The sequence below is a fragment of the Micromonospora sp. WMMD980 genome, from assembly GCF_029626035.1.
Classification (GTDB): domain Bacteria; phylum Actinomycetota; class Actinomycetes; order Mycobacteriales; family Micromonosporaceae; genus Micromonospora.
The window spans coordinates 6,084,846-6,104,883 of record NZ_JARUBE010000003.1 but is presented as its reverse complement, the minus strand read 5'-3'; the positions used below and the strand labels follow the sequence as shown (position 1 = coordinate 6,104,883).

Below are 20,038 nucleotides of genomic sequence, written 5' to 3'. Positions count from 1 at the left end.
TCAGGGGAGGGTGCGGGCCAGGGTCACCGCTCCGGTGAGGGTGTCGGCGGTCGGATGGCCGCTGGCCCGCAGCACCGCCGGGTCGGAGAGGCCGCCGGTGTAGAGCACGCAGCGGGCGTCGACGGACACCGCCGCGTCGGCGTCGTCCAGCGAGTCACCGATCAGCACCACCTCGCGACCGGGCAGCCCCAGCTCCGCCAGGTGCTTCTCCAGCCACCCGGCCTTGTGCCCGTCGCCCACCGTGGCCCGCAGCCCGTCCACCCGGTCGAAGTGCGGAGTCAGGCCGTAGGTGTGCACGGTGGGCACCAGCTCGTCGTGGAACCACATGGACAGCAGCGACTGGCTGCCCGGCCAGGCGGCGATCGCGGCGGTGGCGTCGGCGGTCAGCGCGCAGGTGGTCAGCCCGGCCCGGTAGGTGTCGTGGAAGGTCCGGTCCAGCGTGGCGAACGCCTCCGTGTCCAGCGCCCGGCCGAGCAGCTCGGCGTAGTAGTCGACGATCGGCCGGCGGAACCGCACCCGGTGCTCGTCGGCGCTGACCGCCGGACCGCCGGCACTGGCGAACGCCACGTTGGTGGCGCGCACCACCAGGTCGAGGTCGTCGAGCAGGGTCCCGTTCCAGTCCCACACCAGGTGGCGCCGCGTCCTCGTCACCCGAGCACCATAGCTAAAGCTGCGGGGTGGTCAGGTCCCGCAGCAGCCGGTCCTCCTCGACCCGCCAGTAGCCGTGCTCCTTGCCGTCGAGCAGCACCACGGGCAGCCGGTCGCCGTAGTCGCGCTCCAGCTCGACGTCGCCGGTCACGTCCTTCTCCACCCAGCGGTCACCGGTGACCGCCACCACCCGGTCGAGCGCCGCCTTCGCGTCGTCGCAGAGGTGGCAGCCGGGCCGGGTGATCAGGATGAGCCGCGGGTCACTGGACATCGGGTACCTCCGTGCGGATCTCGGTCGACGGCGACGGCGACGGCACCACGGGCGCCGGGCGCAGCTCGGTCTTGCGCACCTTCCCGATCGCCGAGTACGGCAGGGCGTCGACGAACTCGACGGCGGTCGGGCACTTGAACCGGGCCAGGTTACGCGCGCAGTGGGCGAGCAACTCCTCCGCCGACACCTCGGCCGCCCGCACCACGTACGCCCGGACAGTCTCGCCGGTCCGCGGGTGCGGCACCCCCAGGACGGCCGACTCGGCCACCCCGGGGTGGGCCCGGAGCACCAGCTCGACCTCGTGCGGGTAGACGTTGAAGCCGTTGACCAGGATCAGCTCGCCGAGCCGGTCGACCAGGAAGAGGTCGCCGTCGCCGTCGGCGTAGGCCACGTCGCCGGTGGCCCACCAGCCGTCCGGGGCCGGCCCGCCCCGCCCGTCCGGCCAGTAGCCGGTGAACAGGTTCGTCCCGCGCACCACGATCTGCCCGGGGTCGGTGCCGGTCGGGTCGTCGGAGAGGTCCATCCCGTCGTCGTCGGCCTCGGCGGCGGGCACCCCGTCGCGCCACAACTCGCCGCCATCCGCCCCGACCAGGCGCAGCTCGACGCCGGGCAGCGGGCGACCGATCGAGCCGGGCTTCGGCTCGCCGCCGACGAGCGTGGAGGTGAGCACCGGCGCGGTCTCGGTCAGCCCGTAGCCGACGTGCACGGGGTGCCCGGTCAGCTCGGTGAAGCGCGCCCCGTCCGCCGGCGGCAGCGGCGCCGCGCCGCACACCGCGAGGCGCACGCCGGCCAGCGCCGCGCCCGCGTCGGCCCAGGCCAGGAACATCGACGGTACGCCGAGCAGCACGCTGACCCGGTGCCGGGCGATCTCGTCGAGCGCGCCGTCCGGGCCGGGCTCGTCGACGAGCACCCCGGTGGCGCCGTGGCGCACCACGGCCCCGAGCCCGGAGTTCAGCCCGTACGCGTGGAACAGCGGCAGCGCCAGCAGCACGGTGTCGTCGGCGCCGACCGCCGGCGGGTCGATCCGGTCGACCTGGTCGTGGTTGGCGGCCAACGCCCGGTGCGACAGCATCGCGCCCTTGGGCCGACCCTCGGTGCCCGAGGTGTAGAGCAGGACGGCCAGGTCCTCGCCGCCGCGCTCCGGGAACCGGGCGGGGGCGTCCTCGGCGGCGACGGGCGGGGTGGTGTGCACCGCGCGCAGGGTGGGTAGGTCGGCGGTGTCCACCCGGGCGGTGACCTCGGGGGCGCCGACCAGCACGGCGGCGCCGGAGTCGGCGAGCACGTGCCGGAGTTCCCGGGCGGTGAGCGTGGGGTTGACCGGTACCGCGACCAGGCCGGCGCGCAGCACGGCCAGGTAGGTGACCACGAAGTCGGGCGTGTTGCCGAACGCCACCGCCACCCGGGGCGGGTGCGGTGTCGGATCGGGCGCCGGCGCGGCGGCGCGCAGCGCGTGGGCGGTGGCGGTGACCGCGGCGTCCAGGGCGGACCAGGAGAGGGTCCGGTCGCGCCAGTGCAGCGCGGCCCGGCCGCCGTGGTCGGTCGCCGCCCGGCGGAGCCGGTCGGCGAGGTTCGGCGCGGGGCTGTCGGCGGCGTCCTGCACGGTGGCTGAGTCTGGCACAGGCGCGTCCGCCGGACCATGCCCGAACACCGGCCCGGGTCCGCCGCACGGGACCTGCAATTGATATCTCATGGGATTCCCGGCGATGGGATCTAGATCTTCATCAGGCGGTGGAGGAGTGCGCGCCCCGAGCCGCCCGGATCGCCGCCGCGACACGCCCGGCGAAAAGAAAATCGGGTCCTACCTGGACTTCCATCATTCACCAGGTTCCGTCGCGAAAGTCAACCACCGACGACGGACAACGGGTCCGCCGGCAGTGCGACCGGACGGGAAATACTTCCGCTCTGTGTAACGGACTTGCCACGCGCGGGTGACGTTGGGCCTATCATCACTCGGGTCGGCTCACCCCATTTGCCGTGAGTCGACACCCCTCAGCCCGAGGAGGCCCCCGTGCCCGTGAGCGCATTGGACCAGCACCTCAAGGGGATCTGCCGCCCGCCGGCACGTCCCGGACCGGCCGTGCCCGACCGGGTCCTACCCGGCCTCGCGGTTCCGGCGCGGTCGCTGTCCACCTGGATCGGGGAGGCACGGTGACCACCTTCGGTTACGCGGACCGGCCGGCCGGGTTGACCGGCCCGACCCAGCGGAACCCGCTCAACGAACGCGCCGACCCGACCCCGCGCGTCGACGGCCTGCTCACGGCACGCAGCGAGGCGGCGGCCCGGCGAACGCGCAGCCGCACGCACCACGGCAACGAGGCGCCGCTGCGCCCGGCGCTGCCCGGGACCAACGCGAAACCGGCCGGCGGCCGGCTCGGCGCCCCGCCCCGTCCCGGCCCACCGACCCAGGTCCGGCGGGGCGAGGCCGCCACCAGCGCGGAGCCGTCCGCCGCGGAGACCGCCGTGCTGCCCGCGGTGACCGCCGGCGACACCGCGGTGCTGCCGGCCGTCCCCGCCGCCACCCCGGCCACCGGCTTCCCGAGCCGCCCCGACCCGTCCGACCCCGCCACCGAGGTCTGGGCGCTCGTCGAACGGGCGCAGGCCGGCGAGGCCGAGGCGTTCGGCCTGCTCTACGACCGGTACGTCGACACCGTCTTCCGGTTCGTCTACTTCCGGGTCGGCAACCGCCAACTCGCCGAGGACCTCACCTCCGACACGTTCCTGCGGGCGCTCAAGCGGATCGGCAGCTTCACCTGGCAGGGGCGCGACCTGGGGGCCTGGCTGGTCACCATCGCCCGCAACCTGGTCGCCGACCACTTCAAGTCCGGCCGCTACCGGCTGGAGGTGACCACCGGCGACGTCCTGGACGCCGAACGGGAGGACCGCGGACCGGAAGGCAGCCCGGAGGCGGCGGTGGTCGAGCACATCACCAACGTCGCCCTGCTCACCGCCGTCAAGCAGCTCAACCCGGAGCAGCAGGAATGCATCGTGCTGCGGTTCCTCCAGGGCTTCTCGGTCGCCGAGACGGCCCGCGCCATGGGCAAGAACGAGGGCGCCATCAAGGCCCTGCAGTACCGGGCGGTCCGGGCCCTGGCCCGATTGCTGCCCGACGGCTTCCACGGCTGACCCGACCCGTCCGCACCACCGGCGCAGGCGCCGGTGGTCGGCGTGTTTCCGACACCCTCCGCAGCGCCCGTCAGACCCGGTGATTTCGCCGCCGATCGGGCCGTAACCGGCGACCCGCGCGAACCGTTTCTCCGGGTGCGACCAGTGGTTGTCCCGGCGTCCCCCGGGCCACCCGGTCCGGCGGGTCAGGTCGGCCGTCCCGGTCGACAATCGGCCACACGCTGCCACCGGTCGCTGGTGACGATGACGGCCACCCGGCCGTGACCAGCGGAAGGGGGTGCCCGCGGTGGACAGCGACCTCTTCTCCGGTCGGCGAGCCGAGCGCTTCGCGCAACTCCTCGACGAGGCCAACGGCGGACGCCGACACCACGTCCGGTCCCGGGCCGACGGCGAGCTGACCGCGCTCGTCGCGGTGGGCCGACGGCTCACCGTCGAACGACCCACCGTCGACGTCGATCCCGGGTTCCGCACCGGCCTGCGGGCGATGCTCGTGGCCACCGCCGAGCGCGAGGGCGTCACGGCCGCGACCGCTTCCGGGGCCGGTCTGCGCGGCGCGTTGCTGCCCGCCATCACCGGCCGGCGGGCCCGGGCCCGGGGTGCGATCCTGGTCGGCGTGGCGGCCGGCGCCATCGCGCTCTCCGGCATCTCCGCCGCCAGCGAGAACGCGCTGCCCGGTGACGCGCTCTACGGCATGAAGCGCTCCACCGAACGCGCCCAGCTCGCGCTGGCCAACTCGGACATCAGCCGGGGTCAGCTCTTCCTCGACTTCGCCCGCACCCGGCTCGACGAGGCCGCCTCGGTCCGCCACGACCGGCTCGGCTTCAGCGCCGTGCTGGACGACATGGACGCGGACACCCGCCAGGGCGTACGCCTGCTGACCACGGTGGCCGCGCAGCGCTCCGACCCGACGGCGCTGGACGCGGTGGACACCTTCCTCGCCGGCCAGCGCCGGGTGGTCAGCGGCCTGCTCGACCGCCCCGACCACGCCGACCGGGACCGCACCCGCCGCTCGCTGGCGCTGCTCGACGCGGCCGGCCGGCGCGCCGACGCGCTGCGTGAGGCGATCGCCTGCGGGCTGCCCGCACCGGCCGCCAGTGACACGCTCGGCCCCGCGCCGAGCACCTGCCCCGGCGAGCGCTGAGCCCGCGGCCACACTTCTCCCGGCGGTCACCCGGCCGTCACGACGGGCCGGATACGCTCGACACGGGCCCCGTACGCCGTCGTCGAGGGAGGGAGGTCGCCATGACCGAGTCCCACCGGGTGACGGTCAGCACCGACGCCCACGGACACACCGCCGGCTGGGCGGAGACCCCGGCGGCACCCGCGACAGCCGGCACGCCGGATCCGACCGCCGCCGCGTTCTTCGACGTGGACAACACGATGATGCAGGGCGCGTCGATCTACTGGTTCGCCCGGGGGCTTGCCGCCCGCGACTACTTCACCGCCGGTGACCTGGCCCGGTTCGCCTGGCAGCAGGCCCGCTTCCGGCTGCTCGCCACCGAGCACGCGGGCACCATGTCGCAGGCGAAGGAGGCCGCGCTCGCCTTCGTGCAGGGTTGGCGGGTCGACGATGTGGAGCGCCTCACCGAGGAGATCTTCGACGAGCTGATGGCGCCGCGCATCTGGGCCGGCACCCGCCGGCTGGCCCAGCGGCACCTCGACTCGGGCGAGCGGGTCTGGCTGGTCAGCGCCGCCCCGGTGGAGATCGGCCGGGTGATCGCGACCCGGCTCGGCCTGACCGGCGCGGTCGGCACTGTCGCCGAGGTGGTCGACGGCGCCTACACCGGCCGGCTGGTCGGCGACCTGATGCACGGGCCGGCGAAGGCCGAGGCGGTCACCCAGCTCGCCGCCGTGGAGGGGCTGGACCTGGCCCGGTGCACGGCCTACAGCGACTCCGCCAACGACCTGCCGATGCTGTCCGCGGTGGGCCACGCGGTGGCGGTCAACCCCGATCCGGCGCTGCTGCGGCGCGCCCGCGAGCAGGGCTGGGACGTCCGCGACTTCCGCACCGGCCGCCGGGCCGTACGCATCGCGGTGCCCTCGACCGCCGCCGCCGGCCTGCTCGCCGGCGCGGTCACCGCCGGCCTGGCGCTGCACCGCCGCCGCCAGCGCGCCTGAGCGGAGCCGCGCCGGTCAGGGGCCGAACGGGTCCGGCCGGCGCTCCAGCAACCCGTGCAACGTCTGCTGGATGGTTTCCCGCACCTGGTCGGCGAGGTTGAACACGACGAGCGGGTCGTCCGCCGAGTCGCGCAGGTGCGCGGTCGGGATCGGTGGGCAGAACTCGATCAGCCACTTGCTCGGCAGCGGCACCATGCCCAACGGCCCCAGCCACGGGAACGTCGGCGTCACCGGGAAGTAGGGCAGCTTGAGCAGCCGGGCGAGTGGTTTGATGTCGGCGAGCATCGGATAGATCTCCTCGCCGCCGACGATCGCCACCGGCACGATCGGCGTGCCGGTGCGCAGCGCGGCGGAGACGAACCCGCCCCGGCCGAACCGCTGGAGCTTGTAGCGGTCGGCGTAGAGCTTGCCGACGCCTTTGAAGCCCTCCGGGAACACGCCGACCAACTCACCGTTGCCGAGCAGCCGCTCCGCGTCCGGGTTGCAGGCGACCGTGCCGCCGGTCTTACGGGCCAGCTCGGAGACCACCGGTATCCGGAAGACCAGGTCGGCGCCGAGCAGGCGCAGGTAGCGGTGGCCCGGATGCCGGTCGTGCAGCGCGGTGGAGAGGATCAGCGCGTCCAGCGCCACGGTGCCGGAGTGGTTGCCCACCACCAGGCCGGCACCGTCGGTCGGCACGTGCTCCAGGCCGCCGACCTCGGTGCGGAACCAGTCCCGGTAGAGCAGCCGCACCAGCGGGTGGAAGACCGCGTCGGTGAGGTCGGGGTCGAAGCCGAACTCGTCCACCTCGTAGTCGCCGGAGAGCCGCCGCCGCAGGAAGGCGAGCCCCTGCGCGACCCGGCGGTCCCAGTGGTCCCCGGGCCGGTCGGTCACCGCCGGCGCCGTGTCGGCCGGCGGTTCGGCCGTCGCGGTGTCGGACGCCCTGTCCCGGGCCGACGCCGGCACGGCCTTCTTCGCGACCGCCTTCTTGGCAACCGCCTTCTTCGCGACGGCCTTCTTCGCGACCGGCTTCGGGGCGGCGGGCTCGTCGGCGCCCGGCTTCGCGGCAGCGCCCTGGTCGGCCGCCGGCGCGGCAGCGCACTGGTCGGCCGCCGGCTTCGCGGCCGCGCGCTGGTCGGCCGCCGGCTTCGCGGCGACGGGCTCGTCGGTGGAGGTGTCCGGCTCGTCGACCCGCGCCGCCGGGCGGGCGGCCGGCGCGGTGACCGGCCGGTGCCCGTTGCGCCGCGCCGGCTCCGCGTCCGGCCCGGGCCCGGCCGGGGGTACGTCGAAGCGCGCGTCACGCCGCTCCGGCGAGCTGCTCACGAGCGCTCCCGGACGGTCGAGCGGACCTGGCGGATGCTCTCCAGCACCAGTTGCTCGGCGGCGGCGAGCTGATCCCGGGTCACCACCACCCCGCCGTGGTGGGCGCGGACGAAGTCGTCGAACGCGGCGGCGGTCGAACGCGGGGTGAAGCCGAACTCGCGCTCCAGCCGGGTGGTGTCCACCACCCGGCCGTGCACGAAGAGGTCGACCTGGTCCAGGCCGTAGCGGCCGAAGCCCATGGTGCGGGCGATCGCGGCCACCCCGGCCAGGCCCGGCTCCAGCACCGGCACGGCCACCCGACCGGCACGGCGGATCGCCTGCGACAACGACAGCACTCCCGGCCCGGCCACGTTGTAGGTCCCCGGGTGCTCCTCGGCGACCGCCCGGTACAGCACCGTCAGCGCGTCGTCGATGTGCAGGAACTGCAGGCGCGGGTCGCGGCCGAAGATGGTGGGCACCACCGGCTGCGCGAAGTAGCGGGTGAGCGTGGTGTCGGCGGTGTAGCCGATGAACGGCGCGAACCGCAGCACGGTCGCGGTGACGTCGGGACGGCGGCGGCGGAACCCGCGGACGTAGCCCTCGATGTCGAGGATATCGCGGCCGAAGCCGCCGCGCGGCACCTCGCGCGGCTCGGTCTCCTCGGTGAAGACGGCCGGGTCGCGGAACGACACCCCGTAGGCCGCGGTCGACGAGCGGACCACGAGCCGGCGCAGCCGGGGCGCGCGCTGGCAGGCGGCGAGCAGTTGCATCGTGCCGATGACGTTCTGTTCCTTCATCGCCGCCCGGCCGCCCTGCTGGGGGTCGGGGGCGGTGACCAACGCCAGGTGCACCACCGCGTCGACGTCGAGGTCGATCAGGAGCCCGCCGAGCGAGTCCAGGTCGAGGCGGACCAGTTCGACGTCGGCGAGCAGGTCGGCCAGCTCGGGGTTGGGCGGGGCCGGGTCGACCCCGATAACGCGTTCGATGCGTGGGTCGGCGGCGAGCCGGGCGGCGACGTTGGCGCCGAGGAACCGGCCGACCCCGGTGACGACGACGACCCCCGGTGCACCTGAGGTGCCACCGGGGGTCATGTCGTGCGCCTTGCGCGGCAGGCACGATCGAGCCGGGACGTCCGCGGCCTGATCACCTGAGCCTCCGAGGGTCGACAGTTGGCAAGTGGTGCCGGTGCCGGGTCAGCGCCCGGCCCCGGTCACTTGCCGAGACGGCGACGCTGGACGCGGGTCTTGCGCAGCAGCTTGCGGTGCTTCTTCTTAGCCATGCGCTTGCGGCGCTTCTTGACCACCGAGCCCATACGACAGCCTTTCGATGCAACGTGCGGGGCGGACCGGCAGGCGCCACCGCACGGTGGCGCCGTGCCCGCTTGCGGACAACGGACCGGACCAGCGAGGTGGGCAGGGCACACCAGGGTGCGATCTCGGTCGGGCTCCAGGGTAGCCGGAGTGCGTCAGCAGGACCAACGCGCCCCCGTCGATGCCCCTTTTCGTCGCACTCCGTGCGGGACCGCGAGCGGTCAGGCGGACTCCTGGAAGGCGCCCCGGAGGTATTCGTGCACGGCGTGCTCGGGCACCCGGAACGAGCGACCGACCCGCACCGCGGTCAGCTCACCGCTGTGCACGAGACGGTAGACCGTCATCTTGGAGACCCGCATGACCGTCGCCACCTCGGCGACGGTCAGGAACCTGACATCCGACAGCCGTGCGTCGGACTGCGACCCGGCCATGGCTCACCGACCCATTCCCGTGCCCGGCGCGTGCCACCGGGCAGGTGCTTCCGCCTCGACGAGCGACGCGCGTGTAACCAGTACGGTAGCGGGACGGCTGTGACCGGCGCGATCCCTTCCTTCCTTTGATCATGGCGGAACCCGCGTTCCGCGGGGCTTTTCGCCCGGACGGGTGGCGCGTCCCGATCCGCCTACTCGGCGCGCAACGCGACCACCGGATCGAGCCGCCCGGCCCGCTGCGCCGGCACCACCCCGAAGACGATGCCGACCGCCGCCGACACCCCGAAGGCGAGCGCCAACGACCACCAGGTGATCGCGGCCGGGATCGGCGAGAACGCGTCGACGAGCAACGCGGTGCCCACCCCGAGCGCCATCCCGGTCAGTCCGCCGATCGAGGTGAGCAGCACCGCCTCCAGCAGGAACTGCACCCCGATGTCCCGGGGTCGGGCGCCGACCGCCTTGCGCAGGCCGATCTCCCGGGTCCGCTCGCGCACCGACACCAGCATGATGTTGGAGACGCCGACGCCGCCGACCAGCAGCGAGATGCCGGCGATGGCGGCCAGCACGCCGGTGAGCACGCCCAGGATGTCGCCGAGCACGCCGAGGATCTGCTGCTGGGTGACGGCGCTGAACTCGGTGTCCGGGTGCCGGCGGGACAACTCCGCCACGATCCGCTCGCCGAGCTGGTCGATCCGGTCCCGGTCGGGCGCCTTGACCGCGATGCCGTCGATCCGCTGGGTGCCCCACAGCCGCTGGGCGGCGGTCACCGGGACGTGCACCTCGTCGTCCCGGTCCACGCCGAGGCTCTGCCCCAGCGGGGCGAACACACCGATCACCCGGAACCGCACCCCGGCCAGCGTGACCTGCTGACCGAGCGGGTCCCGGTCGGGGAAGAGCGTCCGGGCCACCGAGGCGCCGAGCACCGCCACCCGGCGGCTGGTGTCGACGTCGGCCCCGGTCAGATAGCGACCGCGTTGCAGCGAGCGGGTGAACACCGACGGGGTGGTCTCCAGCACGCCCTGCACGGTGGTGAAGTCGGACCGGTTGCCCGCCCGCGCGGTCGCGCCGGACGCCACCGTCACGGCCACCCGGCCGGGGTCGCCGACCACCCGGGAGACGGCGTCGACGTCCTTGAGATCCAGCGGGGACACCACCGGCGCGGTGCCCACCTCGATCTTGCCCGGCACCACCAGGAGCAGGTTCGAGCCGAGCCCCTCGACCTGCTGCTCCACCTGCCGCTTGGTGCCGGTGCCGATGGCCACCAGGATGACCACCGAGGCGACCCCGATGATCACGCCGAGCATGGTCAGCACGCTGCGCATCCGATTGGCCCGCAACGCGTCCAGCGCCACCCGCCAGGCCTCGGCCAGCCTCATCCGGCGCCCCCCGCGGGGTGCGGAAGGCGTCCGGTGGCTCCGGTGGCGCCACCGGAGCCACCGGACGGGCGCCCCGGGCCGCTTCCGGACGCGGACCGGGGCTCCGCGCTGGGAGCGGAATCCAGTGTCGCAGGTCGGTCCGCGCCGGCCGACCCCGGTCGATCATGAACGGTGTCGGACCGGATCAACCCGTCCCGCACCGCGATCCGCCGGCGCGCGCGGGCCGCCACCTCCTGGTCGTGGGTCACCATCACCAACGCCACCCCGGACTCGGCGTTCAGCCGTTCCAACAACTCCAGCACCGCCTCGCCGGTGACACTGTCCAGGTTGCCGGTCGGCTCGTCGGCGAGCAGCACCGCCGGCTCGGTGACCAGCGCCCGGGCGATCGCCACCCGCTGCTGCTCCCCGCCGGAGAGCTGGTTGGGCCGGTGGTGCAGGCGGTGCCCCAGCCCGACCCGGCCGAGCATCGCCGCCGCCCGCTCCCGCCGCTGCCGGGCCCCGACGCCGCGATAGACCAGCGGTAACGCCACGTTGTCCACGGCGGACGTCCGGGCCAGCAGGTGGAACGCCTGGAAGACGAAGCCGATGGTCTCGTTGCGCAACGTCGCCAGCTCCGGGGCGGTCAGCGAGGCCACGTCTCGGCCGCCGATCACCAGCCGGCCGCCGCTGGGCCGGTCCAACCCGCCGAGCAGGTGCATCAGCGTGGACTTGCCCGAGCCGGAGGGGCCGATCACCGCCACGTACTCGCCCTGGGCGATGGTGAGCGACACCCCGCGCAGCGCGGACACCGACACCCCGTCCAGCTCGTAGGTGCGGGACACGTCGACCGCCTCGATCGCGGCGACGGTCACGGGAGTTCCTGGCCGTCGGTGACCTGGTCGGCGCCGCGCACCACCACCCGGTCGCCGGCCCGCACCCCGTCCACGATCTGCACCAGGTCCTGCCCCTGCACGCCGACGGTCACCGGCACCCGGTCCGCCCGGCCGTCGCGCGACACCCAGACCGCGTCCCGCCCGTCGGCGGAGAAGACCGCCGAGGCCGGTACGGCCACCGCGTCGGCCGCCTCCCGCACCCGCAGCCGGACCACGGCGTTCATGCCGGGGCGGGGCGCCGGGGCGGCCTCCGCCTCGCCGAGCCGGCCGGCGCCCAGGTCCAGCCGGACCCGGTAGGTGACCCCGCCCCGCGCCGAGCTGGTGGGCAGCACGTCGACCGAGCGCACGGTGGCGTCGTACGTCGCGCCGGTCACCGCGTCCAGCTCCACCGAGGCGGGCACCCCGGCCCGCACCAGCAGCACGTCGGTCTCGTCCACCTCGGCGAGCAGGCCCAACCGGCCGGTGTCCACCACGGTGAGCACCGGTGTGCCGGCGGTGACCCGGCCTCCGGCCGGCACGGCGTCGTCGACCCCGGCCGGCGGCCCGCCCGAGCCGGCCCCGCCCAACGCCGACGGGTCGAGGCCGGGCGGCACCTGACCGCCGGCCGCGCCGAACAGCCCGGCCAGGTCGGTCGACGCCGCGACGCGGGTGCCGCCCGGCTGCACCACACCCGCGATCGGGGCGCGCAGCGTCAACGCGTCGACGGTCGCCTTCGCCAGGTCGTACGCCTGCTGGGCCTGGAGGCGTTGCGCGGCCGACAACGCGCCGACGGCACTGTTCAGACCGGCCACGCCGCGCTGCACGGCGGCGACCGCGCGGTCGGCGGCGCGGGCGGCCGACGTGTACTGCTTCTGCGCCGACTCGACCTGGAGCAGCAGCGCGGCGCGCGCCTGCGGGTCACCGACCTTGCCGGCGGCGGCGCGGGCGGCGGCGAACGCCTCGTCGGCGGCCCGGTCGGTGCCGCGTCGGTTGCCGCCCAGGTCGCCGACGCCGACGCCGCGACCGGCCCGCTTCGCCGCGCGCAACGCGTCGCGCGCCTGGGCCAGCCGGTCCCGCGCGGACGGCGACTCGACGACCGCGAGCACCTGCCCCTTGGCGACCCGCTGTCCGGGTTGGACACGCAGGGTGGCCAGGGTGCCGTCGGCGGGCGCGGTGAGCGTGGCCGCGGCCCGCGCGGTCACCGTGGCCGGCGCGTCGACGACCTCGCTGACCGGGGCGCGGCCGACCGGGGCGACGGTGACCGAGGGAGCGTCGCCGCCGCAGCTGGCGGCCGTGGTGCCGGTCAGCGCGACGGCGGCGAGGAGGGCGGTGAGCAGGCGGGGCCGCGTGACTGGGCGCAGCCGCGGCGAGGGAGTGCGGGCCACCCGGCCCATGCTACGACCCGTCGACCGGCGTCGACGCCGCCGGCGCGTCGCGGGCGGCGCTCAGCCGGTGGCCGACCGGATGTAGGCGACGCAGTCGTCGTGCAGCATCGACCACGGGTCGCCGAACACCTCGTCGGCGGCCTCCGCCGGGGATCGCCGCTGGTGCACCACGGCCCGGAAGAAGTCCAGCACCCGCTGCTCGCCGTAGCGGTCGACCAGGTGCCGCACGGCCAGGTAGCCGACGCCGTAGGCACCGCCGACCCGGTCGTCGGTGGCGTCGTCGGCCGGGGCCACCGTGCCGAGCCGGCCGGCCCAGTCGCCGCGAACCAGCTTGCGCACCTCGGCCAGGCCCTCGTAGCGGTCCACCGGCTGGCCGTCCGTGCCGGCGTACTCGGCCAGCCCCTCCACCAGCCACCAGTCCGCGTGGTCCGCGTAGCCCTGGTCGGGCAGCGAGGAGGCGTGGGTCAGCTCGTGCCGGAGCAGGTCGTCGACGCCGCCCGGGGCCAGGCTCTGCGCGTTGAGCACGACGTCGTGGCGGCCACCGCCGACCCCCACCGCGTACCCGGCGGTCCACTTCGGCCGGCCGCCGCCGTACCAGCGTTGCCACTCGGCCCGGCCGGCGTAGTAGACCAGGTACCGGTCCGGCGGCGGGCCGACCGCGTACCGGTCGGCCACCCGGGCGGCCGCCTCGGCCTGGGCGAGCAGGCCGGGCAGCTTGGCCCGCTGGGCCGGCGTGGTGGCCACCAGCGCGCGCTTCCCGACCGCCACGGCCAGGTCGTTCACCACCCACGGGCGCACCCCGGTCGGATCCGTCCGGGACGGCTCCACCGCGAGCAGCCGCGGCTGCTCGCCCACCAGCCGCCAGCGGGTGCCCAACCCCGTCGCGCTCGGCGCGCAACCTGGCGCCACGAAGCAGTAGCCCACCGTCACGGTCAGCCGCCACTCCCCGGGCCGCCCGTCGACGGCCACCGGCACGCCGTCGGCGGCGGGGCGCCACACGGTGACCCGGAGCGCCCGAAGCGCCGCGTACCGCTTGGTCAGCGCCGGCCGGGCGGCCGGCTCCGCGACCGCCAGGAAGCCGGCCCGGTCGCCACCGAGCAACGCGGCGCCCTGCCGGTCGAGCTGCCCGACCATCCGCTCGGCGAGCTGCCGCTCGGCCGCCGTCCCCGGTTCGGCCGAACCCGCCGCGAGCCGGCCGGCCGCGTCCATCTGCCGCAGGAGCACGCCGGGCACCGCGCCCGCCACCAGACCGAGGGCGAGGCCGAGCGCGGTCCAGAGCGGCCACCGCCGCTTGCGCTTGCGCACGGACGCGGGTGCGGGTCCGGGTCCGGGTCCGGGCAGGGACGCGGGTGCGGGCAGGGACGCGGGTCCGGGCACAGGCACGGGCGCGGGCACAGGCACGGGTGCGGGTGCGGGTGCGGACACAGGCACGGGCACACGCACGGGCACACGCACGGATGCGCGTGCGGGCACGGACGCGGGCGGGGCGGCTTCGGGCGACTCCGGTGCCTGCGTGACCGTTGCCGGTGGGATCGCGTCAGCCGTGGCCTCGCTCGGAGCCGGCGCCATCGGAGCCGGCGCCATCGGAGCCGGCGTGGCCAGCGCTGGCCCGGTCGCCGCCGGCGCGGTCGGAGCTGGCCCGGTCTGCGCGGTCATCGCCGGCGGCGCGGTCGACTCCGACTCGGTCGGTGCCGGCACCGTGGACTCCGGCGGAATCGGCACGGGGTCGGCTGGAGCTGCCTCGACCGGTGCCGGGTCGGCCGGAGCCGGCTCGATCAGCGTCGGGTCGGCTCCAGCCGGCTCGATGAGTGTCGGCTGGGCTGGCATCGGCTCGACCGGTGTCGGCTGGGCTGGCATCGGCTCGACCGGTGTCGGCTGGCCTGGCGTCGGCTCGACCGGTGTCGGGGCAGGGGTGGGCCTGCTCGGTTGTGGTTCGGCGGGGACAGCGGCGCTCGGCTCGGGTAGGGCTGCCGTCACGGCGGGAACGGGTGCGCTCGCCCCGCTCCTGCTCGGCGCCGAGGTGGCGGCTGCCGTGCTCGACGTGGCGGCCACCGCGTCCGCTTCGGGGTCGCCGGGCGGGTCCGTCTCAGGACCGGCGGCCGGGCTCGGCTCAGGCGCAACCATGCTCGGGCCGGCGGCCACGGGTGGGGTGCCGGACCCGGCCGGTCGGGGTGCGACGGGGACCGGCTGCGGAGCGGATGCCGGGGGTGAGACGTCCGCCGAGGCCTTCGCTGGGAGGGCCGGAGCCGACGTCTCCTCGCCGACATCGACACGGGGGTACTGCCCCTCGTTGTCGCTCCCGGCCGGTGGCTGGTCGCCGTCGGCTGCCCGGCCGGAGGGCTCCTCGTCGCCGTCGGTCACCGGCGAAGGGTACGACCAATCGGGCGTTCCGGGAAAGAGTCCGGCGAGTAATCGCATCACTCACGTCGGGCCAGATCTTGGAAGAAAACGGCCCTCAGAGGGGCCCTTTCCTTCCAAGATCGTCGTCAGAGGGCGGCGTCCGCCTAGATCTTGGTACGGCGCGGCGCGGGGCAGGGCAGCGCGGGGCGGCCGCGACGGGTGGACAGGCGGGTCAGATCGGGGTGCCGGAGCGGGTCAGGAGCGCCTTGTCGAGTGACCAGAGCAGCACCAGGGCCGCGCCGGGGAGCGGGTGGCCGGCCAGAGCGAGCAGAACCCCGCCGGTGAGGAAGCAGGCCGCCTGGACGCCGAGCTTGGCCGGGGCGGGCAGCGGCACGGCGGCCCGGGGTGAGCAGAGCAGCCCCCAGACCACGGCGAGCGCCAACGGCGTGCCGAGGCCGGCGAGCAGCCGCACCGGCCAGCCGACGTCCAGCGTGAGGCCCCAGAAGCCGGCTGCGGCCAGCAGCGCCAACTCCAGCAGGAAGATGCCGCCCAGCAGCACGGCATGCACGCCGACCCCTGGTCCGGACGACGAACGAGCGGACGACGACCGGGCACTCATCACGACCGCCAGCCCCGGTACGCGAGGTCGAGCCCGTCGATCATGCGGTCGAACGAGCGGTCGACGTCGCGGGGCAACCCGAACCCGCCGGCCGCCTCCAGGGTGACGAAGCCGTGCACGGTGGCCCGGAACATCCGGGTGGCGTCGACGGCCGCGTCGCCCTCGACGCCGTAGCCGCGCAGGATCGCGAAAATCGCGCCGACGGCACGCTCGGCGGCGGCCAGGTGTTCCGGGTCGGCGGGATCGGGCGCCCGCTGGGTAGCCGGGTAGCGGCCGGGATGCCGGTGGGCGTACCCCCGGTAGGCGGCGGCGACGGCGCGCAACGCGTCGCCGCCGGCCCGGCCCGCGGCGGCGCCGGTCAGCACGTCGGCGATCTCGGCGGTGGCCAGCACGGCGAGCTTCTGGTGCAGCGCGTCGACGCCGCGCACGTGCTTGTAGAGGCTGGGCAGCGCGACGCCGAGCCGGCCGGCGAGCGCGGCCAGGGTCAACCGGTCGTGCCCGACCTCGTCGACGAGCACGGCCGCCTCCCGGACCACGGTCACCGGGGTCAGGCCGGCCCTAGGCACGCGCGGTCACCGTCAGGAACTCGACCAGGTCGGCCGCGGTGGCGTCGGGCTGGTCGGCGTGCGGGTAGTGGCCGGAGTCGGCGATCATCCGCGCCTCGGCGACGGCGAACTGCCGGCGGGCGGCCCGGGCCTCGGCGCCCGGGTCGGGGAAGTCGGGGTCCTTCGTGCCCATCAGCACCAGCACCGGTTGCCGCACCGCCCGGGCCCGCGCGGTCCAGTGCGGGTCGACCGGCGCGACCACGCCGCGCACCGCGTCCATCCGGCCGCGCAGCTTGGCGACCAGTTCCTTGCGGTACGCGGCGTCGTCGGCCGGCCGCCCGCACGGGAAGAGTGAGCGGTGGAACTGCCCGAACAGCCGGGGGCTGCGCAGCACGGCGGCCTGGAGCGCCCGCATCACCGGGTTCGGCTTCGGCTGGCCGACGAACGGGCTGATCTGCACGATGCCGCTGACCAGCTCGGGCGCCTCGGCGGCGGCGAAGACCACGCCCGCCCCGCTGGACGAGCTGCCTACCAGCGTGGCCGGTCCGCCGCCGAGCGCCCGCACTACGGCGAGCAGGTCGCCGCCGACCTCGGCCGGGGCGTAGGTGGGCCAGTGCGGGCTGGAGTCGCCGTGCCCGCGTACGTCGACCGAGGCGGCCCGGTAACCGGCCGCCACCAGCAGCGGCGTCAGGTGCCGGAAGGCAGCCCGGTTCTCCCCCATGCCGTGCGCGAGCACCACGAGGGGGCCCGTGCCGTGCACCTCGTACGCGATGGTCCCGCCGTCCCGCACCACCTGGCTAACTGTCATAGCTCTAAAGCTAATAGCATTAGCCAAGCGCGTCAAGGCTTGACCTCAACCCGACCTCAGGTCGCACGATCACCGCGTGCCGATCTCCGCCGACAACCACGTACGCTTCGCCCGGCCCAGCCGCGACCTCGCGGCCGCCGAGCGGTTCTGGACCGACGGCCTGGGTCTGGACGTGCTCTACCGGGGCGCCGCCGACGGCCCGGGCGAGCACGACCTGGTGATGCTCGGGCGCCCCGGCGCGGGCTGGCACCTGGAGTTGGTCGGCGGCGCGGCGCTGACCGTCGACCCATGCCCCACCGAGGAGGACCTGTTCGTGCTCTACCTCGACGGGCCGGTCGAGGACGAACTGGTGACCAGACTCGAACGGGCCGGCGGGACCAGGGTCTCCGCCGGCCCGTACCGGGACAGGTGGGGGATCGCGTTCGCCGACCCGGACGGCTACCGCCTCGTGCTGAGCACCCGGACCTGGTCGAACGACTGACTCACTTCTTCGACATCACCGCTCGGCCGAAGAACGCCAGGTTGGCCGGACGCTCGGCGAGCCGGCGCATCAGGTAGCCGTACCACTGGTCGCCGTAGGGGACGTAGGTGCGCACGGTGTAGCCCTCACCGACCAGGCGCGCCTGCTCCTCCGGGCGGATGCCGTAGAGCATCTGGAACTCGAACCGGCCCGGGTCGCGGTCGAACCAGCGCGCCCGGTCCTCGCCGATGGCGATCAGGCGCGGGTCGTGGGTGGCGAGCATCGGGTAGCCGTCGCCGGCCATCAGCACGTTCATGCAGCGCACGTACGACTTGTCCACCTCGCGGGCGGACTGGTAGGCCACCGACTCGGGCTCCTTGTAGGCGCCCTTGCACAGCCGCACCCGCGACCCGGCGGCGGACAGCTCGCGGCAGTCCGACTCGGTCCGCCGCAGGTAAGCCTGGAGCACCGCCCCGGTCCCCGGGTGGTCCTTGCGCAGCTTGGCCAGGATGTCCAGCGTCGAGTCGGTGGTGGTGTGGTCCTCCATGTCCAGGGTGACAGTGGTGCCGACCGCGTCGGCCGCCGCGCAGATCTGCCGCGCGTTGTCGTACGCGAACTGCTCGTCGAACGCCTGGCCGAGCGCGGACAGCTTCACGCTGACCTCGGCGGCCGGGGTGAGCCCGGCGGCGCCGAGCAGACGCAGCAGTCTGAGGTATTCGTCCCGGGTGGCGTTCGCCTGCTCACCGGTGGTGGTGTCCTCACCCAGATAGTCGAGGGTGACCGCTTGGCCGTCGGCGACGAGTGCGCGGGTCGCGCGCAGCGCGTCGTCGGTGCCGGCGCCGGCGACGAACCGGCGGACGACGTCCCGGGTGAACGGGGCCGTCGCGACGAGCCGCTCCACCTGGGATGACCGGGAGGCGGCGAGGATGACGGAACGGAGCATGAGCCGAGCGTAACGCCCACCCCCGACCCCCCGCCGGGCAGCCGAAGTAGCGACGGTCGGCTACAACGTTCACGTGGAACGACACCCCCGACGCCGGCTCCGCTCGGCCACGGTGCAGCTCGGCGCGCTCACCGCGCTGGCGCTCGCGCTCTCCGGCTGCAACAACGGCTACGACGACGACGATGACGACTGCGCGCTCGGCCCGGCCGGCGGGGGCGGCGACACCGTCGCGGTGGCGCTGCGGGTTCCCGCGCCGGCCACCGCCGCGCGCGGCGACACCGCCCTGGCCGCCGCGCTGCCCGAGCGCGGCGGCTTCGGCTCCCACCTCGCCTCCTGCGGCGGCTGACGTGCGCCGCGAGGCGAGCACGCCGCGCCCCGACTGGGACGACACCATCCGGGCCCAGGGCCTGGTGTACGTCGACACCGAGCTGCCCGACGGCGAGATCATGTCGTACTGGGACGAGACCGCCGCGTACGCCTTCACGCTGGACGAGGTGCTGCGGTTGGAGGAGGCGACCGAGGAGCTGCACCGGATGTCGGTGGCCGCCGCCGAGCACGTGGTGGCCCGCCGCCGGCACGCCGAGTTCGGCATCCCGGAGTGGGCCGCCGAGGCGATCGCCCGCTCGCTGCGGGAGGGCCCGCCGACGCTCTACGGCCGGTTCGACCTGTGGTACGACGGCAGTTGGCCGCCGAAGATGCTGGAATACAACGCGGACACCCCGACCGCGCTGGTCGAGGCGAGCATCGTGCAGTGGTACTGGCTGGAGCAGACCCGTCCGGACGCGGACCAGTGGAACAGCCTGCACGAGCGGCTGGTCGGCGCGTGGGCCAGGATCGGCGCCGGGCTGCACGAGCCCCGGGCGCACGTGGTCTGGTCGAACGAGGAGGAGTCGGGCGAAGACCAGATCACCGCCGGCTACCTGGCCGAGACCGCCCGCCAGGCCGGGCTGGACGTGACGCTGATGCCGATCCAGCGGGTCGGCTGGGACGGGCGACGCTTCGTCGACGCCGACGACCGGCCGATCACCACCTGCTTCAAGCTCTACCCGTGGGAGTGGATGCTCGCCGAGCCGTACGGGCCACCGGCGCTCGACCCGGGCACCCCGACCACCTGGATCGAACCGGCCTGGAAGCTGCTGCTGTCGAACAAGGCGCTGCTGGCGGTGCTCTGGGAGCTGTATCCCGGGCACGACTACCTGCTGCCGGCCTACCTCGACTCGCCGCGTGGAATGACCGAGTACGTGGCCAAGCCGCTGCTCGGCCGCGAGGGCGGCTCGGTACGCATCGTGACCGCCGAAACCGAGATCACCAACCCGGGGATCTATGGTGACGAGGGCTTCTGCTTCCAGGAGTTCCGAGCGTTGCCCCAGTTCGGGGGCGGCCACACGGTGCTCGGGAGCTGGATCGTGGACGGCGGGTCGGCCGGGGTCGGCATTCGCGAGAGCGAGAGCCTCATCACGGACGGTTACGCGCGGTTCCTGCCCCACTACATCGACGCGCCACGCCCGGCCTGAGTCGTCTACCGTTGG

At 74.8% G+C, this 20,038-nt stretch carries 21 protein-coding genes; 6 read left to right on the top strand and 15 right to left on the bottom strand.

Annotation, left to right across the window (positions count from 1 at the left end):
* The 3 genes from O7618_RS28870 to O7618_RS28860 are packed head-to-tail and all read right to left on the bottom strand — an operon-like array spanning position 1 to position 2,567.
* Positions 1-651, bottom strand: coding sequence for an HAD hydrolase-like protein (locus tag O7618_RS28870; RefSeq protein WP_278109290.1), 651 nt, complete (start codon positions 649-651; stop codon positions 1-3).
* A gap of 13 nt (positions 652-664) precedes the next feature.
* Positions 665-919 (bottom strand): glutaredoxin family protein, encoded by a 255-nt coding sequence (locus O7618_RS28865; protein WP_091065377.1) that lies wholly within the window; start codon positions 917-919, stop codon positions 665-667.
* Entirely contained in the window at positions 909-2,567 is a 1,659-nt protein-coding gene (locus O7618_RS28860; RefSeq protein WP_278109288.1) for an AMP-binding protein, read from the bottom strand. Before O7618_RS28860 ends, O7618_RS28865 begins: the two co-directional genes overlap by 11 nt.
* 500 nt (positions 2,568-3,067) lie before the next feature.
* Between O7618_RS28860 and O7618_RS28855 the strand changes: the two genes are divergently transcribed.
* The 3 genes from O7618_RS28855 (at position 3,068) to O7618_RS28845 (ending at position 6,160) form a co-directional block, all read left to right on the top strand.
* A complete protein-coding gene (locus O7618_RS28855; protein WP_278109287.1) occupies positions 3,068-4,042 on the top strand; it encodes an ECF subfamily RNA polymerase sigma factor, BldN family in 975 nt (324 codons plus the stop codon).
* A 286-nt stretch (positions 4,043-4,328) separates the two neighbouring features.
* A complete protein-coding gene (locus tag O7618_RS28850) occupies positions 4,329-5,183 on the top strand; it encodes a DUF5667 domain-containing protein (RefSeq protein ID WP_278109286.1) in 855 nt (284 codons plus the stop codon).
* Between the two features lie 101 nt (positions 5,184-5,284).
* Positions 5,285-6,160: an HAD-IB family hydrolase gene (locus O7618_RS28845; RefSeq protein ID WP_278109285.1), complete on the top strand. Its 876-nt coding sequence runs from the start codon at positions 5,285-5,287 to the stop codon at positions 6,158-6,160.
* 15 nt (positions 6,161-6,175) lie between these two features.
* On the opposite strand, the gene O7618_RS28840 is transcribed toward O7618_RS28845, so the two are convergent.
* From O7618_RS28840 to O7618_RS28790, 11 genes are all read right to left on the bottom strand, one after another.
* The gene (locus tag O7618_RS28840) at positions 6,176-7,033 is read right to left on the bottom strand and encodes a lysophospholipid acyltransferase family protein (RefSeq protein ID WP_278110186.1); all 858 of its coding nucleotides are present in this window, start codon (positions 7,031-7,033) and stop codon (positions 6,176-6,178) included.
* 425 nt (positions 7,034-7,458) lie between these two features.
* Positions 7,459-8,532: an NAD-dependent epimerase/dehydratase family protein gene (locus O7618_RS28835; RefSeq protein WP_278109284.1), complete on the bottom strand. Its 1,074-nt coding sequence runs from the start codon at positions 8,530-8,532 to the stop codon at positions 7,459-7,461.
* A gap of 119 nt (positions 8,533-8,651) precedes the next feature.
* Entirely contained in the window at positions 8,652-8,753 is a 102-nt protein-coding gene (locus O7618_RS28830; protein ID WP_007465623.1) for an AURKAIP1/COX24 domain-containing protein, read from the bottom strand.
* Positions 8,754-8,972: 219 nt separating this feature from the next.
* Positions 8,973-9,182: a helix-turn-helix domain-containing protein gene (locus O7618_RS28825; protein WP_013288759.1), complete on the bottom strand. Its 210-nt coding sequence runs from the start codon at positions 9,180-9,182 to the stop codon at positions 8,973-8,975.
* Positions 9,183-9,373: 191 nt separating this feature from the next.
* Entirely contained in the window at positions 9,374-10,558 is a 1,185-nt protein-coding gene (locus O7618_RS28820; protein WP_278109282.1) for an ABC transporter permease, read from the bottom strand.
* A complete protein-coding gene (locus O7618_RS28815; protein ID WP_278109281.1) occupies positions 10,555-11,409 on the bottom strand; it encodes an ABC transporter ATP-binding protein in 855 nt (284 codons plus the stop codon). Before O7618_RS28815 ends, O7618_RS28820 begins: the two co-directional genes overlap by 4 nt.
* Positions 11,406-12,803 carry an HlyD family efflux transporter periplasmic adaptor subunit gene (locus O7618_RS28810; protein WP_278109280.1) on the bottom strand — a complete coding sequence of 466 codons (1,398 nt, stop codon included), beginning with the start codon at positions 12,801-12,803 and terminating at the stop codon, positions 11,406-11,408. The genes O7618_RS28815 and O7618_RS28810 overlap by 4 nt, the downstream gene beginning before the upstream one ends.
* Positions 12,804-12,854: 51 nt before the next feature.
* Positions 12,855-14,099 carry a hypothetical protein gene (locus O7618_RS28805; RefSeq protein WP_278109279.1) on the bottom strand — a complete coding sequence of 415 codons (1,245 nt, stop codon included), beginning with the start codon at positions 14,097-14,099 and terminating at the stop codon, positions 12,855-12,857.
* Positions 14,100-15,366: 1,267 nt separating this feature from the next.
* Positions 15,367-15,702 carry a YrdB family protein gene (locus O7618_RS28800; protein WP_278109278.1) on the bottom strand — a complete coding sequence of 112 codons (336 nt, stop codon included), beginning with the start codon at positions 15,700-15,702 and terminating at the stop codon, positions 15,367-15,369.
* 50 nt (positions 15,703-15,752) lie between these two features.
* Positions 15,753-16,319, bottom strand: a complete 567-nt coding sequence (locus tag O7618_RS28795) for a TetR/AcrR family transcriptional regulator (protein ID WP_278109277.1) — start codon at positions 16,317-16,319, stop codon at positions 15,753-15,755.
* The gene (locus O7618_RS28790; RefSeq protein ID WP_278109276.1) at positions 16,312-17,106 is read right to left on the bottom strand and encodes an alpha/beta hydrolase; all 795 of its coding nucleotides are present in this window, start codon (positions 17,104-17,106) and stop codon (positions 16,312-16,314) included. The genes O7618_RS28795 and O7618_RS28790 overlap by 8 nt, the downstream gene beginning before the upstream one ends.
* A 76-nt stretch (positions 17,107-17,182) precedes the next feature.
* Between O7618_RS28790 and O7618_RS28785 the strand changes: the two genes are divergently transcribed.
* Positions 17,183-17,587 carry a VOC family protein gene (locus O7618_RS28785; RefSeq protein WP_278109275.1) on the top strand — a complete coding sequence of 135 codons (405 nt, stop codon included), beginning with the start codon at positions 17,183-17,185 and terminating at the stop codon, positions 17,585-17,587.
* Position 17,588: 1 nt separating this feature from the next.
* Here O7618_RS28785 and O7618_RS28780 read toward each other — a convergent pair whose 3' ends face one another.
* A complete protein-coding gene (locus O7618_RS28780) occupies positions 17,589-18,509 on the bottom strand; it encodes a proline dehydrogenase family protein (protein ID WP_278109274.1) in 921 nt (306 codons plus the stop codon).
* A 73-nt stretch (positions 18,510-18,582) separates the two neighbouring features.
* Here O7618_RS28780 and O7618_RS28775 point away from each other — a divergent pair, with 73 nt between their 5' ends.
* Both O7618_RS28775 and O7618_RS28770 read left to right on the top strand, forming a co-directional pair.
* Positions 18,583-18,855, top strand: coding sequence for a hypothetical protein (locus tag O7618_RS28775; protein ID WP_278109273.1), 273 nt, complete (start codon positions 18,583-18,585; stop codon positions 18,853-18,855).
* A gap of 1 nt (position 18,856) precedes the next feature.
* On the top strand, positions 18,857-20,023 hold the full coding sequence (locus O7618_RS28770; protein ID WP_278109272.1) for a glutathionylspermidine synthase family protein: 1,167 nt from the start codon (positions 18,857-18,859) through the stop codon (positions 20,021-20,023).
* Positions 20,024-20,038: the final 15 nt, after the last annotated feature.

What these genes read in the sequence shown, in the direction of transcription:
- O7618_RS28810 (WP_278109280.1), bottom strand. Translation starts at nt 12,803, where the DNA reads ATGGGCCGGGTGGCCCGCACTCCCTCGCCGCGGCTGCGCCCAGTCACG.
- O7618_RS28780 (WP_278109274.1), bottom strand. Translation starts at nt 18,509, where the DNA reads ATGCTCCGTTCCGTCATCCTCGCCGCCTCCCGGTCATCCCAGGTGGAG.
- O7618_RS28845 (WP_278109285.1), top strand. Translation starts at nt 5,285, where the DNA reads ATGACCGAGTCCCACCGGGTGACGGTCAGCACCGACGCCCACGGACAC.
- O7618_RS28830 (WP_007465623.1), bottom strand. Translation starts at nt 8,753, where the DNA reads ATGGGCTCGGTGGTCAAGAAGCGCCGCAAGCGCATGGCTAAGAAGAAG.
- O7618_RS28865 (WP_091065377.1), bottom strand. Translation starts at nt 919, where the DNA reads ATGTCCAGTGACCCGCGGCTCATCCTGATCACCCGGCCCGGCTGCCAC.
- O7618_RS28835 (WP_278109284.1), bottom strand. Translation starts at nt 8,532, where the DNA reads ATGACCCCCGGTGGCACCTCAGGTGCACCGGGGGTCGTCGTCGTCACC.
- O7618_RS28790 (WP_278109276.1), bottom strand. Translation starts at nt 17,106, where the DNA reads ATGACAGTTAGCCAGGTGGTGCGGGACGGCGGGACCATCGCGTACGAG.
- O7618_RS28825 (WP_013288759.1), bottom strand. Translation starts at nt 9,182, where the DNA reads ATGGCCGGGTCGCAGTCCGACGCACGGCTGTCGGATGTCAGGTTCCTG.
- O7618_RS28820 (WP_278109282.1), bottom strand. Translation starts at nt 10,558, where the DNA reads ATGAGGCTGGCCGAGGCCTGGCGGGTGGCGCTGGACGCGTTGCGGGCC.